At 43.7% G+C, this 15,070-nt stretch carries 19 protein-coding genes and 1 riboswitch; of the genes, 15 read left to right on the top strand and 4 right to left on the bottom strand.

The window, feature by feature from the left end; genetic code table 11:
- Positions 1-30: 30 nt before the first annotated feature.
- The gene (locus ACH59B_RS13530) at positions 31-1,209 is read right to left on the bottom strand and encodes a M20 family metallopeptidase (RefSeq protein ID WP_404301808.1); all 1,179 of its coding nucleotides are present in this window, start codon (positions 1,207-1,209) and stop codon (positions 31-33) included.
- Between the two features lie 148 nt (positions 1,210-1,357).
- On the opposite strand from ACH59B_RS13530, the gene ACH59B_RS13525 reads away from it, so the two are divergent.
- The 3 genes from ACH59B_RS13525 to ACH59B_RS13515 all read left to right on the top strand — a co-directional run bounded on the left by ACH59B_RS13525 (position 1,358) and on the right by ACH59B_RS13515 (position 4,618).
- Entirely contained in the window at positions 1,358-2,821 is a 1,464-nt protein-coding gene (locus ACH59B_RS13525; RefSeq protein ID WP_017427733.1) for an ABC transporter substrate-binding protein/permease, read from the top strand.
- Positions 2,808-3,530, top strand: a complete 723-nt coding sequence (locus ACH59B_RS13520; protein WP_013371435.1) for an amino acid ABC transporter ATP-binding protein — start codon at positions 2,808-2,810, stop codon at positions 3,528-3,530. Before ACH59B_RS13525 ends, ACH59B_RS13520 begins: the two co-directional genes overlap by 14 nt.
- Positions 3,531-3,773: 243 nt before the next feature.
- A riboswitch (cyclic di-AMP (ydaO/yuaA leader) is annotated at positions 3,774-3,943 on the top strand.
- Between the two features lie 6 nt (positions 3,944-3,949).
- Positions 3,950-4,618, top strand: a complete 669-nt coding sequence (locus ACH59B_RS13515; protein WP_019687404.1) for a 3D domain-containing protein — start codon at positions 3,950-3,952, stop codon at positions 4,616-4,618.
- A gap of 199 nt (positions 4,619-4,817) precedes the next feature.
- Here ACH59B_RS13515 and ACH59B_RS13510 read toward each other — a convergent pair whose 3' ends face one another.
- Positions 4,818-5,624, bottom strand: coding sequence for a polysaccharide deacetylase family protein (locus ACH59B_RS13510; protein ID WP_016820724.1), 807 nt, complete (start codon positions 5,622-5,624; stop codon positions 4,818-4,820).
- A 303-nt stretch (positions 5,625-5,927) separates the two neighbouring features.
- Here ACH59B_RS13510 and ACH59B_RS13505 point away from each other — a divergent pair, with 303 nt between their 5' ends.
- The 5 genes from ACH59B_RS13505 to ACH59B_RS13485 all read left to right on the top strand — a co-directional run bounded on the left by ACH59B_RS13505 (position 5,928) and on the right by ACH59B_RS13485 (position 9,542).
- Positions 5,928-6,950 (top strand): NADH:flavin oxidoreductase/NADH oxidase, encoded by a 1,023-nt coding sequence (locus tag ACH59B_RS13505; RefSeq protein ID WP_126666526.1) that lies wholly within the window; start codon positions 5,928-5,930, stop codon positions 6,948-6,950.
- 86 nt (positions 6,951-7,036) lie between these two features.
- Positions 7,037-7,705: a PspA/IM30 family protein gene (locus ACH59B_RS13500; protein WP_013371430.1), complete on the top strand. Its 669-nt coding sequence runs from the start codon at positions 7,037-7,039 to the stop codon at positions 7,703-7,705.
- Between the two features lie 129 nt (positions 7,706-7,834).
- Positions 7,835-8,242 carry a DUF350 domain-containing protein gene (locus ACH59B_RS13495; protein WP_013371429.1) on the top strand — a complete coding sequence of 136 codons (408 nt, stop codon included), beginning with the start codon at positions 7,835-7,837 and terminating at the stop codon, positions 8,240-8,242.
- Between the two features lie 24 nt (positions 8,243-8,266).
- Positions 8,267-8,773 (top strand): DUF4178 domain-containing protein, encoded by a 507-nt coding sequence (locus ACH59B_RS13490; protein ID WP_017427734.1) that lies wholly within the window; start codon positions 8,267-8,269, stop codon positions 8,771-8,773.
- Between the two features lie 13 nt (positions 8,774-8,786).
- On the top strand, positions 8,787-9,542 hold the full coding sequence (locus ACH59B_RS13485; RefSeq protein WP_016820728.1) for a DUF4247 domain-containing protein: 756 nt from the start codon (positions 8,787-8,789) through the stop codon (positions 9,540-9,542).
- 133 nt (positions 9,543-9,675) lie between these two features.
- Here the strand turns inward: ACH59B_RS13485 and ACH59B_RS13480 are convergent, their stop codons facing one another.
- Positions 9,676-9,909, bottom strand: coding sequence for a helix-turn-helix transcriptional regulator (locus tag ACH59B_RS13480; protein ID WP_016820729.1), 234 nt, complete (start codon positions 9,907-9,909; stop codon positions 9,676-9,678).
- Between the two features lie 266 nt (positions 9,910-10,175).
- Between ACH59B_RS13480 and ACH59B_RS13475 the strand changes: the two genes are divergently transcribed.
- The 4 genes from ACH59B_RS13475 to ACH59B_RS13460 are packed head-to-tail and all read left to right on the top strand — an operon-like array spanning position 10,176 to position 12,232.
- Positions 10,176-10,889 (top strand): hypothetical protein, encoded by a 714-nt coding sequence (locus ACH59B_RS13475; protein ID WP_016820730.1) that lies wholly within the window; start codon positions 10,176-10,178, stop codon positions 10,887-10,889.
- Positions 10,840-11,388, top strand: a complete 549-nt coding sequence (locus ACH59B_RS13470; RefSeq protein WP_080690737.1) for an accessory gene regulator ArgB-like protein — start codon at positions 10,840-10,842, stop codon at positions 11,386-11,388. Before ACH59B_RS13475 ends, ACH59B_RS13470 begins: the two co-directional genes overlap by 50 nt.
- Entirely contained in the window at positions 11,361-11,492 is a 132-nt protein-coding gene (locus tag ACH59B_RS13465; protein ID WP_016820731.1) for a hypothetical protein, read from the top strand. Before ACH59B_RS13470 ends, ACH59B_RS13465 begins: the two co-directional genes overlap by 28 nt.
- 5 nt (positions 11,493-11,497) lie before the next feature.
- A complete protein-coding gene (locus ACH59B_RS13460) occupies positions 11,498-12,232 on the top strand; it encodes a hypothetical protein (protein ID WP_016820732.1) in 735 nt (244 codons plus the stop codon).
- A gap of 270 nt (positions 12,233-12,502) precedes the next feature.
- Here the strand turns inward: ACH59B_RS13460 and ACH59B_RS13455 are convergent, their stop codons facing one another.
- A complete protein-coding gene (locus tag ACH59B_RS13455) occupies positions 12,503-12,718 on the bottom strand; it encodes a helix-turn-helix transcriptional regulator (RefSeq protein ID WP_016820733.1) in 216 nt (71 codons plus the stop codon).
- An 88-nt stretch (positions 12,719-12,806) separates the two neighbouring features.
- Between ACH59B_RS13455 and ACH59B_RS13450 the strand changes: the two genes are divergently transcribed.
- From ACH59B_RS13450 to mobB, 3 genes are all read left to right on the top strand, one after another.
- Complete coding sequence (locus ACH59B_RS13450; RefSeq protein ID WP_016820734.1) at positions 12,807-13,046, top strand: helix-turn-helix transcriptional regulator; 240 nt, start codon at positions 12,807-12,809, stop codon at positions 13,044-13,046.
- Positions 13,047-13,241: 195 nt separating this feature from the next.
- Positions 13,242-14,519, top strand: coding sequence for a gephyrin-like molybdotransferase Glp (gene glp / locus ACH59B_RS13445; RefSeq protein ID WP_019687401.1), 1,278 nt, complete (start codon positions 13,242-13,244; stop codon positions 14,517-14,519).
- Complete coding sequence (gene mobB / locus ACH59B_RS13440; RefSeq protein ID WP_019687400.1) at positions 14,516-15,067, top strand: molybdopterin-guanine dinucleotide biosynthesis protein B; 552 nt, start codon at positions 14,516-14,518, stop codon at positions 15,065-15,067. The genes glp and mobB overlap by 4 nt, the downstream gene beginning before the upstream one ends.
- Positions 15,068-15,070: the final 3 nt, after the last annotated feature.

The raw sequence follows: 15,070 nt of genomic DNA, 5'->3' as shown, positions 1-15,070 counted from the left end.
CCTTTCTCCAAGAAGACGGCATTTCCGATTTTAGCTTTTGCTATTCAGTAGAGCGAATTCTTCTTTAATCTGTGCCAGCAGATCAGAACTTGTGATTACATCGCAAGCTGTCCATGCCAAGGTCCTCGCGGCCAAGAGCATTCCTTCCATTGCGCGGTCCTGCATCGCCAAATCGCGGAATTCTGGTGTATGCAAGGCATGCTTCTCGTCAATAACTTGAATGTACGGATGGATCGCAGGGCAATGAAGTGATACATTTCCGATATCCATAGAGCCATGATCTTCGCCTTCCGTAATATCTTCTTGCGCAATACCAGCCTGCACCAAATTTGCAGTAAAGATGTCGGAGAGTACACCGTTAGTCACCATTTCATCATAAGAAGTCTCATAATTGGAGGTTTCCAAGCGACACCCGGCTTGTAAAGCAGCTCCTTCAGCAATTTGAATAACACGACGGGTAAGCGGGTTCAATTCTTGGCGTGTCGCGGCTCTCACGTAAAATTGAGCTGAGGCGTAATCAGGAATAATATTGGCAGCCTGCCCACCCTGATTAATGATGCCATGGATACGTACTGTACTTTTCACCTGTTGCCGAAATGCGTTGATCCCATTAAACGTTTGAATCACTGCGTCCAAAGCATTAATCCCTTCGTGCGGACTGGCCGCAGCGTGAGCGGATTGACCAAAAAATTCGAACTGTACAGCATCAATCGCCAGCGATTTTCCTGATTTTTCGTAGCGATCGAAGGGATGTGTCATCATGACTATGTCGCAATCATCAAACAATCCAGCCGCCGCCATCGGAACTTTTGCACCGCGTGTTTCTTCGGCAGGTGTGCCGTAAACACGTACTTCTCCACCAGTCTCGTCGATGATCGATTTGAGACCGACGGCAGCGCCTGTACTCATCATGCATATCAAATGGTGTCCACAGGCGTGCCCTAAACCTTTCAGGGCGTCATATTCTGCCAGAAAAGCAACAACTGGTCCAGGCTTGACTGCTTTGTAAGTAGCAATAAAGGCCGTTTCTATACCCAATATGGGTGCCTGAACTTCAAAACCGTGAAAGGCAAGTTCTTCTTTTAGACGGGCAGAGGCCAGGAATTCCTCGTTTCCAAGTTCAGGATTTGCGCCTATATACAACGAAATGTCCTTAAACCGCTCGGTATGCTGTTCAATGGTGTGTTGAATGGTCTGTTTAAAATTCATGCTGAAAACTCCTTTATATATGCTGTAATGTAGGTACTGCGATAGATATACTAAAATTGTACTATAACATTCATTGCATAATCATGCATATTCATTTATAATGACACAATCTTATTTATTATAAAGAATTTAAGGAGAGAAAAAAAGATTGAAAAAGGCATATCGTTTTACCGCCCTGGTTTTGACGGCGGTTATCTTGCTGTTGGCTGGTCTTCCTATGCTCACTGCATACGGATCGGAAGGAAAGCCACAGAAAAAACTTGTAGTGGGTATGAGTGCTGACTTCCCGCCGTATGAGTTTCACAAAGTTATTAACGGTCAGGATACCATTGTCGGGTTTGATGTTGAAATCGCCAAGGAAATCGCCAAGGATCTGGATGCAGAGATGGTCCCAGAGGACATGAGTTTTGACTCTTTGCTGCCTGCTCTGCAAAGTGGTCGCGTAGACTTGGTCCTGTCTGGTATGACACCGACAGATGAACGCAGAAAGAGCATTGATTTTTCGGATGTATACTATCGTTCCAAGCAAGTCATTATGGTTCGTCCAGAGGACAAAGACAAATATTCAACGATGGCTGCTCTAAAAGGAGAGAAGCTCGGTGCGCAGAAGGGGAGTATCCAGGAAGAAATTGCGCAAAAAGTACCTAATGCTTCGGTAACCTCATTGGATAAAATATCCGATCTGGTACTCCAGCTTCGGACCAAGCGTATCAACGCGGTTGTAATCGAAGATACCGTTGCTAAAGGATACACGCTAGACGGTACCGTAACACTTGCCAAAGCAGTACCTGAAGATGAAGGAGCAGAAACTGCTGTAGGCATCCGTAAAGGAAATGCGGAATTGCTTGCTTCAGTAAATAAAACGTTGGCTCGCCTGAAAGCGGACGGTTCGATTGAGAAGTTTTCTACAGAAGCGAGTGCACTGTCTGCTGACAGACAGGTTTCTTCGAATAGCATTGTAGATATATTTTTGAAATATCGCAGTTTCTACGCTACGGGTATCGGCTACACTCTATTGCTGTCTGCGCTCGGAGTACTGTTCGGATTCATTATTGGCCTGATCATATCCTTGCTACGGATGAGTGGTATTCGTATTATCGAGTGGCTAGGTACCGCATATGTAGAGATACTGCGCGGCACACCTATGCTGGTGCAGCTTATGATCATTCATTACGGAGTTGCTTTGACGTTAGGTGTTAATTTTACGCCACTCCAGTCCGGTATAATTACGTTGTCTCTGAATAGTTCGGCATATTTGGCTGAAATTTTCCGTGCTGGTATTCAGGCCGTAGACCGTGGACAGATGGAAGCTGCCCGCTCGCTCGGGATGGGACGAGGCAAAGCGATGCGTCACGTTATTTTACCGCAAGCATTTAAATCTATATTGCCTGCTATTGGTAATGAGTTCATTACGATCATTAAAGAATCTTCTATTATTTCGACCATTGGGATGGTGGACATTATGTATCAAGCCCAGGTCATTAAGAATATTACCTACGAAGGCTTAAGTCCATTCGTAATCGCAGCTGCTATTTATTTTGTAATGACATTCAGCTTATCTAAGCTGTTGGGTTTATGGGAAAGGAAGTTGAGAGCCAGTGATCACCGTTAAACAACTGCGTAAATCATTCGGTAAGAATGAAATTTTAAAAGGCATTGATATAGATATCGCCAAAGGTGAAGTAGTCGTCATTATCGGCCCCAGTGGTTCGGGGAAAAGTACGTTTTTGCGTTGTATGAATCTGTTGGAACAGCCAACAGAAGGGGAAATCTTGTTTGAGGGTGAGCCGATTACGGCCCGTGGTCATAATATTAATGCGACTCGAGAGAAGATGGGGATGGTTTTCCAACATTTTAATCTGTTTCCGCATAAAACAATACTGCAGAATCTGACGCTTGCACCAACGCAGGTGAAGAAGCAATCGGGGAAAGAAGCGGAGAAAATTGCGTTGGAGCTCCTGCGGACCGTGGGTCTTGAGGATAAGAAGAATACCTACCCGAACCAGTTATCTGGCGGTCAAAAGCAACGTATAGCGATAGCACGTGCTCTCGCCATGCAGCCGCACGTAATGCTGTTTGATGAACCTACCTCTGCCCTGGACCCTGAAATGGTTGGAGAGGTTCTGGATGTGATGAAGAAGCTTGCTGAAGGCGGCATGACGATGGTGATCGTGACGCATGAAATGGGCTTTGCTCGTGAGGTAGGAGACCGAATCATCTTTATGGACAACGGTCAAATTATAGAGCAAGGTACGCCGGAGCAAGTTTTCGGAACTCCAAGCCATGATCGTACCCGTGATTTTCTGGCTAAAGTGCTGTAAGAAAATGCTTTTATGAATTATTGACAAAGCCCTCTCGTGATGATATTTCACGGAGGGCTTTTCTCTTTTTGTCACCATATCTCCATATTTTCGTAACAAAAAACCGATTTTTGATGACAAAATTGTAATGGATATAGTATGATGTTCAAGGTTCCCAACATTTTCATGCAGATAAGGTTACAAAATTGTGATATTATGCAGTAAGCCAAAACTTACCGGGGCAGCAGCAATGATAACAATTACTCAGGTGCTGGGCTCAAACCATGGGAAGTGCGGGGGACGTAACAACGGCAATTATTCCAATGCGTCATATAGATGTTGTGGAATATGCCTAGGGGTGAATTGCACAAGCATAGGGCTTCTCCTGAGTCCGAATCCGACAGCTAACTTCGCAGGCATAACAGAGGAGGTACATATCTTTGAAACACTTAAAACATATTGGAAAAACCATGAAATTTGCGGTGCTTGCCGCAGCGATTGCAGGATTGGCACAGACAGCTGGAGTAGCAAATGCTGCTTCGCTTCATACTGCCAAAGAAGGCGATACTTTCTTTTTGCTTGCTCAACGTTATGGGGTATCGGTAGATGACTTGACGAAGGCTAACCCGGATATTGCGTCCAACAACATATATGCAGGTCTACAAATTAAAGTGCCAGACGAAAAAAGTGTGAAGGCGGCTTCGGATTCGAAACCACAGCTTCTTACGGAGAAAGCACCAGCGAATGAGAGGCCAACAATTGAAGCATGGGGCAAAACATTCAATTACAGTAAAGTTGTTGATGTTAAAGCAACAGCATATTCAGCCGCAGCTGATGAAAATGGCAAATGGGGTGCAGTCGATTACTACGGTAATCCGCTTAAACTGGGTACAATTGCAGTAGACCCGAAAGTCATTCCTATGGGAACAAAGGTGCTAGTTACAGGCTATTCCCATCCCGGCTTGCCAGACCATTCTTTTGTAGCCGTTGCCCGTGATCAGGGCAGCGCTATTACCGGAAAGCGGATTGATATCTTTATCCCTGGCAACAAATCATTCGTGAACGACTTCGGCTTCCAAAATGTGAAACTGTACGTTATTGATAAATAGCATTGTGCATATATTTGAATTCATTAAACATAATATATATTATGTAAACTTAATATTATAGCACACAACATATAACTGGGACGACTTCTTATCAGTACGGTCGTTTATCGCTAAAAAAGGCTGTCTTACAAGCAGAAGCATTCTGCTCGTCAAGGCAGCCTTTTTACGTTGTTGGTATATACGAGGCTTAGACATACTGTTATTTTCGTTCCGATGTGTGAAGTAGCCGGGGGACTGTGACAAACTTGTAGCCCTTAGCTTTTAAAGAGTGGATTAGACCCGGCAAAGCTTGGACAGTACCTTGCAAGTTGGAACTTTGACCTCCACCTGCATGCATTAAAATAATGGAGCCAGGTCTGGTAGCCGGGATCACGTTACGCTGAATCTGTGTTTTGCTTAATCCCTTCCAGTCTAGAGAGTCCACATTCCAATTGACGATCATGTACCCATGACGACGCGCCCACTGAATTTGAGGCTCCGTGATTTCACCATAGGGTGGTCGTATCAATCTGGGCCGAAAACCTGCGCTGGCTTCTAAAATACGTTCTGTTTTTGTAATCTGGTGGCGAAAGCGTTCTGGTGTGGCCTTCCTGAAATCCGGATGAGTATAGGAATGGTTTCCTATAGCATGACCCTCGCGGATGATGCGGCGTATGATCCCCGGATGCTTTTCCGCACGATGGCCGACGATAAAAAACGTAGCTTTGATACCGTTTGCGTGTAATACGTCCAAAACCTGCGGCGTATACCTTGAATCGGGCACATCATCAAAGGTTAAGGCAATTTGGCGGGTGTGCGGGCCGCACATTTTAAAAATGTCCGCATGCTTTTTTCGTAGCATCGCTAATGTTGGAGTAGCTCGATCTTTACTTTGATATACCGAAGTAGCGACAGTAGCTTCCTTGGGATGGGGCGTTCCGATGTTGGGAGGCGTGTCAGCGTGAACGGGAAAACTTGAAAATGCTAGTAACAGTGCTAAACATGGCAACACTCCCCTGTACCGCATTTGTATTCCCCCTTTCCGTGCAGTGGTACCTAGTGGTGCTCTCAGCTATTATGTACCTGTCCTATTAAAATTATGCTGGTGATTGAGTGAAGCCCTACATGACTGAAGAGAAGTACATCAAGAAGCGGATATCCGTGAAGATGACGAAGTAAACGCGCATATTCTCCTAAACATGAACGAAAACTGGAGCATTTTCGTAAGTTTTAGCCTTACAAAGGATTCGGTATACCGTGACAGCTGGTGTATAATGGGGATGCTAATCATAATGCTACAGACTTGGAATTGAGGGAAGGATGGATAAAAGTGACCGACTTGTTTACTCCTTATCAATTAAAGGGGCTTTCTTTAAGAAATCGGATTGTCATGCCCCCAATGTGCCAATACAGCGTGGAGGCCAAGGACGGCAAACCGACGGATTGGCATTATGTCCATTATGTGAGTCGCGCGGTAGGAGGGACTGGACTCATAATTGTGGAAATGACAGCGGTTCATCCGGATGGGCGCATTACGGATCGTGATTTGGGCATTTGGAGTGATGAACATATTCCTGCATATCGTAAAATGGTAGAGGAAGTCCACAAGTATGGTGCCAAAATTGCCATTCAATTAGGCCATGCCGGACGCAAGGCTGAAGATGCTGAGCCACCTGTAGGCCCGTCCTTGATCCCCTTTAGTGAACGATTTAAAGAGCCGCACGCTTTGACGCGAGCAGAAGTCAAGGAACTGGTTCTTGCCTACAAAGAGGGGGCGCGTCGGGCGGTAGAAGCTGGTTTTGACACGGTAGAGATTCATGGCGCTCACGGCTATCTAATCCATCAATTTCATTCTCCTTTAACCAATACCCGAGAAGATGAGTATGGGCAGGATTTATCACTGTTTGGTGTTGAGGTGATACGTGCTGTTAAAGAGGTACTTCCTGCTGATATGCCTGTGCTAATGCGGATATCTGCCAAAGAATATGTCCAAGACGGATATGATGTTGAATACATAGCAGCCATAGGGGAACGATATCGTGATGCGGGTGTAGACATTTTCCATATTTCTTCTGGTGGTGAGGGTCCGATTGGTTCCAGCGGAGGTCCGTCTGCGCGTGCTGGTTATCAGGTGGATTTGGCTCATACCATCCGTGAGAAATTGAATGTGCCTGTCATTGCTGTCGGCTTATTGGATGATTATGAGGATGCCCGCCGAGTCGTTCAGCACAATGAAGCTGATCTGGTAGCCATAGGGCGTGCCATGCTGCGTGATCCCTATTGGGCGCTGCATGCATCACGGGCGCTAAAAGTACAGGCGGATATTCCAGAGCCTTATCTACGCGGTTTTTAGATATTTTTGAAACCTCTTTGCAAAGCTTGCGTAAACATGTGTACAGAGCTTAAAATTTAAGCATTCAATTCTAGGAGGAACTTCACATGTCTATTTTCAAACGATTAAGAGATCTTACGATGTCTAACATTAACGCCATTATCGACAAGGCAGAAGATCCAGTTAAAATGACGGATCAATACATTCGTGATATGCAAGAGGATCTGGAAGACGCAGAGAAAGCGGTAGCCGCTCAAATTGCTATTGAAAAGAGATTTAAACAGCAATACGAAGAACAGGCAGCTTTGGTGAAAAAACGCGAAGAACAGGCTCATACGGCTGCAAAAGCACAAAATGTGGATCTTGCTCGTCGTGCGCTGGAAGAAAAGAAATCTGCCGAACAAAAAATGAACGAGTTCCAAGCTGGTTATGAGCAAAACAAAGCTGCAGCTGACAACCTGCGTGGTAAGCTGGATGAAATGCGCAGACAGCTGACTGAAATGAAAAACAAGCGCGAGACACTGGTTGCCCGTTATAATGCAGCTAAAGCGCAAACTGAAATTAACAAAGCGATGAATGGTTTTAGCTCGGATACGGCAACTGCTGGATTAAAGCGTATGGAGGAAAAAATGCTGCAAGCAGAAGCACGTGCTGAAGCGAGCAACGAAATGGCTTCCAAGGAAAAATCGCTGGATGAAGAGTTCAAAGAGCTGGATAAGAAAAGTGCTGTGGACGACGAACTTGCTGCTTTGCTGAAACAATACGAAAATAAATAAGAACTTTTAAGCATTGCCGCTAGTGTGATGGCTCAGTAAGCGAAGGAGAAACGTTATCTCCTTCGCTTTTCCCTGCCTGGGGGCGTAAATCAATATATGTAGTCAAGAAGATGTGGAGGATGGTAGCAAATGCATTTTTTAGAAACGATGAAAGCGATGCTGGTATGGACGGGCGCAGGTGCTATTTTGCTGTTCGTATTAATGTATGTCGATTCTTTATTTACAAAGTATAAGGATTTTGCCGAAGTAAAAGCCGGAAATATGGCTGTAACAGTCCGGATGATTATGAAGCTGATTGCACAAGGATACATTTTATCGGGTTCAATTGCTACAGCTAATAATTTGCTCGAAGCGCTTGTGTATTCTGTGATTGCCTTTATCATCTTGCTTGTTTTGGAAGTGATTGTGCGTCTGCTGTTGCGGTATTGGGCACAGTTTGATCTGGACAAAGGTACCCAAGAAGGTAAAATTGGTTTCGGTCTGTTTTCAGGAGCGCTGCATTTGGTGGGTGCCTTGATCATTACAGCATGCTTCTAGGCAAAGTAAGGAGGAAATATGACCATGAGTGTATGGAAACGAATTTCAAATCTATTTGCCAAGCCTGAACCGCCGAAAGCGGAAAAAAGCATGCTTCACTTAAATCCTGGGGATATTTGTGAAGTGTCGCTTGTCACCTATGAAGTGGTAGGTCGTGTACATAATCGTGCCCGGAATGCCGTTGTTTTGACGCTTCAGGATGGTAATCAAGTGAGTTATCTTCATATTGAGGAACGGGAAACACTGCAATTCGGACTATATCAGGCTATCGATGGCAGACTAGACAACCCGGAGGAAGTACCGACCATTTTAGAACTGGATGATACAACGTATCATTTGGAAGAACAGTATTTTGGGCATGTTACCGTTATGGGCCGTGCTCCTTTCCGGCAGGGTGGAGAGCAACATGTTTGGCAGTACCAGTCTGATGATTACCATCTATTGCGGGTAGAATGGCAGGACGGTCGCTTTATGCTTTATGAAGGAGAAGAAGTGATTACCGGAGACGTCAAGGTTATTCGGGCAAGCTAGGAGAGGGTTACACATGAGCAAACGCACCTGGCAATATGCATTAAAGATCATTGTGGCGCTGAGCTTGTTCGTATCCGTGCTAAGCGGCTGCGGGGCGCCAAATGTGAAAGATACGTATCCGCTGGAATCCGTTAGTGGTAGCGGAAACTCGACCTCGTACGTGTATCGGGCGGCAGGCAAAACGGTTCCCGAAGTAGCGGAGGAATTGAAAGAACAGCGTACACCGGAACAAATATCGCCTCAGAGCAATGAGCGGATGTTTCTGGTATATAGCGATGAATGGTACCATTTGCAGCAAGATCCAGCTAAGAAGGAAGATACACTCATTGAAATCGACAGTAAAAAGTATGTCGAGCAAAATTACAGTTCCAGCTTTCTAAAAGGATACTTAACTGCAACTGTGCTGGATGCTCTGTTCGATTCATTGCGGGGGTCTGGCTCCTATCGAGGTTATTCGAGCAGAGATGTATACCGACCTTCACAAGGGCAATATCGTGCTCCAACAGCACAGGAGAAAAAAGCGATTCCGCCGATAACGGTGGAACGAAAAGGTTCAGTTACCCGTAGAGGGAAAAATTCGGATTCCAGCGTTGGATCAAGCGGAAGTCTATTCGATCGAGGCTCCAGCAGTTCACCGAGCAGAGGCTCGATTTCACGTGACCGAGGCAGCAGCGGTGGTTCCAGCATATTTGATTCACCGCGCAAATCTTATAGTAAGCCTAAAACACGCAGCGGCTCAGGTAAAATTAGCCGGCGAAGTCGACGATGATGGGTAATATTTTATTTTCTTCTAAAGTTGTTTGCGGAACTGTGGAACTGTCTTGCACAGTTCCTTTTTTTGTTGTTTAACATTTACTAATGTAAATTGAATGGATGCTCCCTCACTTCGATTTTATTGCCGTCTATTTTGACCTGCGATCAGGGCTTATGTGCTCAATGCCATCTTCTTCAATGATATTGCTTTTTTTGATATGGAGATGACGAGCTATCTTTTCTATAGCACCCATCCGTGGTTCAGAAAGTCCGCTCTCCCAAGCTGAAATTGCTTTATTGGTAACCCCAGCGATCTCAGCAAGCTCTTGTTGAGTCAAATGATATTTTATACGTAATTTTTTGAAATTGTCACTTAAAGCCACAATAATCCCTCCACCCCAAATTAAGTAGATTATAACCTTGATATCGAAAAAAAACCAACATAATACATTGGCAAAAGCAACGTCGCTCACTTGGGGTGACTTTTTTTATTACCACGAATGGATGTCGAGTTTGAAAAAGAAAACCAGGGGGAGAAAATCTCATCTCATATTCATACAAAAAATTCCAGTTTACTAGATTATTTCATTGCCACATCTATTAGTAAAATATACAATTACATCAGGCGAAATAGGAGGATGATGTAACTGTGTTATCTGCTTTCTTATATATTATACTTGGTTTTTTCGATGCTTTAGCGGCAGTTACTTTGGTCTTGAAGCTTTATATGCTTCCCGTGTGGGAAAATCGAAGAAAAATAATTTTCTATGCAATGGGCATAGCCTTGTTTTCCTTTCTCATGAGAGAAGTTATAGGCATGCCTAAATTTGATTTTCCGCTTCAGTATTTGTTAATGGTTCTCTTTTTAAGATTTGGTTTAGGGATCAAAACATATCTTGCGGCTTTTTCTGCTGGTTCCGGTCTTACAGCTTACATTAATCTACAGCTATTTGTATATATCTTTGCAAACTTTTTCGGAGTAGCACAACCAGGTGTTATAAGTGATACAGCTGGCTCTTCCATTTACGTTATACAGCTAGCTTCTATTTTTACTGCGTACTTTATTTCTTTTGTCATGGGGAAATACAACTTTGGTTTCTCATTTATCATTCAGCCCCCACATGATTTTTTGAAAGGTGAAAATTACCTATCACCCCTTAATAAAATGTTCATTATAGGCTCCTTAATATCATTTGTCACGATTCTTGTTACTTTGTATATGCTCTATAACTCCAATACGATAGGACTACTTTCCATCTCATTGCTGACTTTTGGAATTTCGTACTTCTTATCAGAGAAAGGAGATTACGAGGATGCTAGAAACGCTATCGAGGCACATCGCATCAGAAATAAAGAAAGCTGATCCTGATGGACCTACAAGTGTAGAAGTGATGGAGTATGCGATTGGTGTGAAAATTACCGAAATTTCGGCAGTACTAATGGTCGCAGTTATGGCCTGGATAACAGGACATTTTTGGGGGGCATTACTAGCCCTGGCTACGATCATGTTTGTAAGGAGATTTTCAGGAGGGGTACACTTCAGCAACCTTACCCTTTGTGTCTGTTTTACAACGGCCATATGTGTAACTATACCTTTCGTATCTTTAAGTTTATCAACGATTTTAATAATTAACGCTTGTTCATTATTAATGTTTGTAGTATATGCTCCCAATCATTTTATCTATATTAACAAGACCAAACATCACAAATATTACAAAACGATATGTATTTTGGTTTGCATATTAAATATTTTTATACAATCTCACATAATATGTTTATCTTTAATTATACAAGCATTCAGTATTCTTCCTTTATGGAAAGGAGGTGAGCGAAAATGGATAAGAAATTGGCGAGAGCTTTAAGTATAAGCCTTGGTAATTACGCTAACGAGTCTACCAAAAAAGAAAAAACAATTTTTGGCGCTAAACCTGTACCAGCTGAGCTGAAGAAAACAGAAAAGAACTGAATTTAATGGAAGAGGGAAAGCGAATCCTAGCTACTCCATTGCTTGATGACAATTCACTTGGAGATTGCTCTTTTTTTTGTGAGAATCACCTAGTTGCGATTGAATTGTGGAAGCCCAAAAGCAATTATCACATCCCGCTTTTTCATACTTCTCATGGAAGATTTACAGTTCCCACCACCCTCCATGAATGTTCCGTAGGCTTACCCACTTTTTGCAATTTGGACGGATCTAATTTGGTTAACATCACACAAGTGGACAAGATCGTTACGGGAGATTATGGAGGGGGGCAGGTTGTTTTTAAAAATCAAGACATTAAAGAAAGTATAAATTCAGCAAATTTATCTCGATGGAAACAAATATATGAGAATGCAATGAATGCCGATAGAGAAATTCGTTATATTTTCGGATCGGAAATTAAGGTAGTGGGTAAAGCGGCAGTGAGCGGTTTTTTTAAAGTAGGGAATATGCTTAGTGTGGATATGTGGGAACCTAAAAAAAATTATTATGTCCCGCGTTTTCACTCTGGAGATCGCTCTTATTCAATCGGGCTAACCGCTCAAGCTTGCAGGGAAGCTTTTCCGTATCTATATCCTGCTTATAAAGACACCCTGATAAACCTAGAATTGGTTTGTGAGATTGAGTCTAACGCATTTGGAGGTTTGGTACGATTCGAAGGATCAGACTTCACTTGCTCGATGTCTCATAATAAACTTAAAGCACTTAAAAAATTGTGGAAATGACCCATGAAAATTCAGGGGTCATTTTTGTTACCAGATTTAAATGAATAAGTCAATAATCAGTTAGACTAGGATAAGCCGGACGGGTTCGATTTAATTCGACATATTTCCCGTTTTTAATCATTTTCTATGTGATAAAATTTGATTATGAAAAAAATAACAATCTTTTAAATTAAGATGAAAACAATCTACATATAAGAAAAGGAGGGTGAAAGCGGGATATATAATGTAAATGCCGGCATGTACAAACGGTCCGAAGGAAATGCCTGTTTGTCAGGCAAGTTCCCACTCATATAAGTCCTCAGCTTTACACTCCAATATCCTAGAAATGAGGACTGCCGCCTCAAATGACATTTTGTCACGTCCCGCGATCCAGTTGGATATTTGTTGCCGCGAATATCCAGTTCGTCGGGCGAGCCATGATTGAGTGCGTCCATGAGATTTGAGCTCCTCTTTCAAAAGGCATTTCCCCCGAGTAAGTTTTTGCACCTTACTTGCTCCTAACAGGGGAAAAGTGTTTCGTTCAGAGTATACAGGTAAATTACTTTTTTATCAATTATATTGTGGAGTTGATTGGATGGTTGCAGATAAAAATGAAAATGTAACTTGCACTAGCTTTTATACAATAAAGATGGCACGACTCGCTTCAGGTTATAGTGAGTTAATAGCTTGCAATATACTTGGTATGTCAATGAATGAATTAAAACATATAGAGGAAGATTCATCCGATTTAACAATAGCTCGAGCGCAGCAAATGTCCTCGTTGTATGAGGTTTCAATAGATTCAATCTATTTCGGTAAAAATAATATAACCTAATATACGTAGAAAACTGACGTGATGACATGCAAAACAAAAAAGCAAAATCTACCAATAACAGCCGAGATATGATATTCAGGCTGTTTTTTGGCGGATAGAGACTTGCAGTATCCAATAAACACCGTTCGGATTTGCCAGATAACGGTTTTAGCGTTATAACAGAAAGAGGGTATTTTAGAAGAACGGAGTGAGAACATGAATCAGACGCCATTAAACACAGAAAAATTCCAACGTAAAGCAGTTAAGGTGGAAGAAGCACAAAGCAGGATAGCTAGCTATGTTCAACAGGGCGAAAGGGAGGACGTAGGGCTCGAGCAAGCACATGGTCGCTATCTGGCGATGGATTTGACTGCGCCACATCCGTATCCCCGCTTTCGTCGTTCTGGTATGGACGGCTATGCGATCCTTGCCTCGGACACTGAAGTCTGTTCGACCGGTCAGGAAATCTGGCTACACGTGATTGATGAAATTCCTTGTGGCACCGTATCGGACAAGCGGGTGGAGACGGGAATGGCAGTCCGCATCATGACAGGAGCACAACTACCTGAAGGAGCGGACACGGTGGTGATGCTGGAGGCGACACAGCTGCGTGAGGAAAATGGACAGACATATGTTGGCTTGAAGAAGCGTATGGAAGTTGGCAAAAATGTGACACAAATTGGTCATGAGATTAAGGAAGGTCAGCTTTTGCTCAGTAAGGGAACTTGCGTGGGAGCGGGGCATGTCTCGGTACTAGCTACTTTTGGTGTACATCGGGTGCCTGTTTACAGGAAGCCACGGGTGGCTGTCTTTTCCACTGGATCAGAATTGCTCGCAGTGGATGAGCCGTTACAACCGGGGAAAATTCGAAACAGTAATACATATATGCTGGCTTCTCAAATTAGAGAGGCAGGAGGAGAGCCGTTCATTCTGCAAGCCATTCATGATGATTTGAACCTTGCTCGAGCTTCTGTCCGAGAAGCGATAGCTGCCTATGATATTGTGGTTACGAGTGGTGGAGTGTCGGTGGGTGATTTTGATATTATGGGTGATCTCGTACGACAGGAAGATGTGAATATGCTGTTCAACAAGGTTACGATGCGTCCAGGTAGTGTAACCACAGCCGCAGTGATAGACGGTAAGCTGTTATTTGCGCTCTCTGGCAATCCCGGTGCATGCTTTGTAGGCTGTGAGCTGTTTGTACGACCAACTATTCAAATGATGTTATCTTCGGCACATCCGTATTTGCAAACCTGGACGGCGAAGCTAGGAGCAGATTATACGAAGGTAAACAACTATACCCGCTTTGTACGCAGTTCTCTGGAGTTACGTAGTGGGCAAGTATATGCGATTCCTGCGCGAGTAGATGAATCCAGTGCTATGGTTACGATTAAGGACAGCGATTGTCTGATCGTAGTTCCTCCCACAACAGAAGGCTTGCACGAAGGTGAAGAGGTGCATGTACTGGTGCTTCAAGGCGGACAGGTGACGTGAAAACGAAATATCCATTTGTATGTCAAATCGTCGGATTCAAAAATACAGGAAAAACAACCTTCCTCGGAGGTTTGATTCGTTATGCGCAGCAGTCAGGACTGCGTGTAGCTGTGATCAAGCATGATGGTCATGAATTTGAGATGGATCATGAGGGGACAGATACGTATAAGCACCGACAGGCGGGTGCCAAAGGCGTAGCGATTGTTTCGGCAGGAAGAACTGCCATTTTAGAGGAACATAGTCGGCCTGTGATCGGACTCATCCGGCATTTTCAGACCTATGACTGTGTGTTGCTGGAAGGTTTCAAGCAGGAAAAATATCCGAAGCTGATCATGGTGCGGGAACAATCGGATGCGCAGCTTGTTCAGGAACTGACAAATGTACAGGGAGTAGTAGTTTGGGAGTACCACATGGATTGGGCTCAGGACTACTACTCAGTTGAACAAACGGTGCAAATATTTCCTGCCGATGCCAGTGAACCGGCAGGCTGCTGGCTACTCGAACAGATTCAGAGGCACAAAATGGGATTCCAGACAGAGCAGGGATGAGAG

The organism is Paenibacillus sp. DP01 (assembly GCF_044784315.1).
GTDB classification, from domain to species: domain Bacteria; phylum Bacillota; class Bacilli; order Paenibacillales; family Paenibacillaceae; genus Paenibacillus; species Paenibacillus polymyxa.
Note: the sequence above shows the minus strand (reverse complement) of the source record. Positions and strands in the feature narration are given on the sequence as shown.

Coding starts and splice junctions, on each gene's coding strand:
- ACH59B_RS13465 (WP_016820731.1), top strand. CDS start 11,361: ATGGATAAGAAATTGGCGAGAGCTTTAAGTATAAGCCTTGGTAATTAC.
- ACH59B_RS13530 (WP_404301808.1), bottom strand. CDS start 1,209: ATGAATTTTAAACAGACCATTCAACACACCATTGAACAGCATACCGAG.
- ACH59B_RS13495 (WP_013371429.1), top strand. CDS start 7,835: ATGCATTTTTTAGAAACGATGAAAGCGATGCTGGTATGGACGGGCGCA.
- ACH59B_RS13500 (WP_013371430.1), top strand. CDS start 7,037: ATGTCTATTTTCAAACGATTAAGAGATCTTACGATGTCTAACATTAAC.
- ACH59B_RS13470 (WP_080690737.1), top strand. CDS start 10,840: ATGCTAGAAACGCTATCGAGGCACATCGCATCAGAAATAAAGAAAGCT.
- ACH59B_RS13485 (WP_016820728.1), top strand. CDS start 8,787: ATGAGCAAACGCACCTGGCAATATGCATTAAAGATCATTGTGGCGCTG.
- ACH59B_RS13450 (WP_016820734.1), top strand. CDS start 12,807: ATGGTTGCAGATAAAAATGAAAATGTAACTTGCACTAGCTTTTATACA.
- ACH59B_RS13490 (WP_017427734.1), top strand. CDS start 8,267: ATGAGTGTATGGAAACGAATTTCAAATCTATTTGCCAAGCCTGAACCG.
- glp (WP_019687401.1), top strand. CDS start 13,242: ATGAATCAGACGCCATTAAACACAGAAAAATTCCAACGTAAAGCAGTT.
- ACH59B_RS13460 (WP_016820732.1), top strand. CDS start 11,498: ATGGAAGAGGGAAAGCGAATCCTAGCTACTCCATTGCTTGATGACAAT.
- ACH59B_RS13510 (WP_016820724.1), bottom strand. CDS start 5,624: ATGCGGTACAGGGGAGTGTTGCCATGTTTAGCACTGTTACTAGCATTT.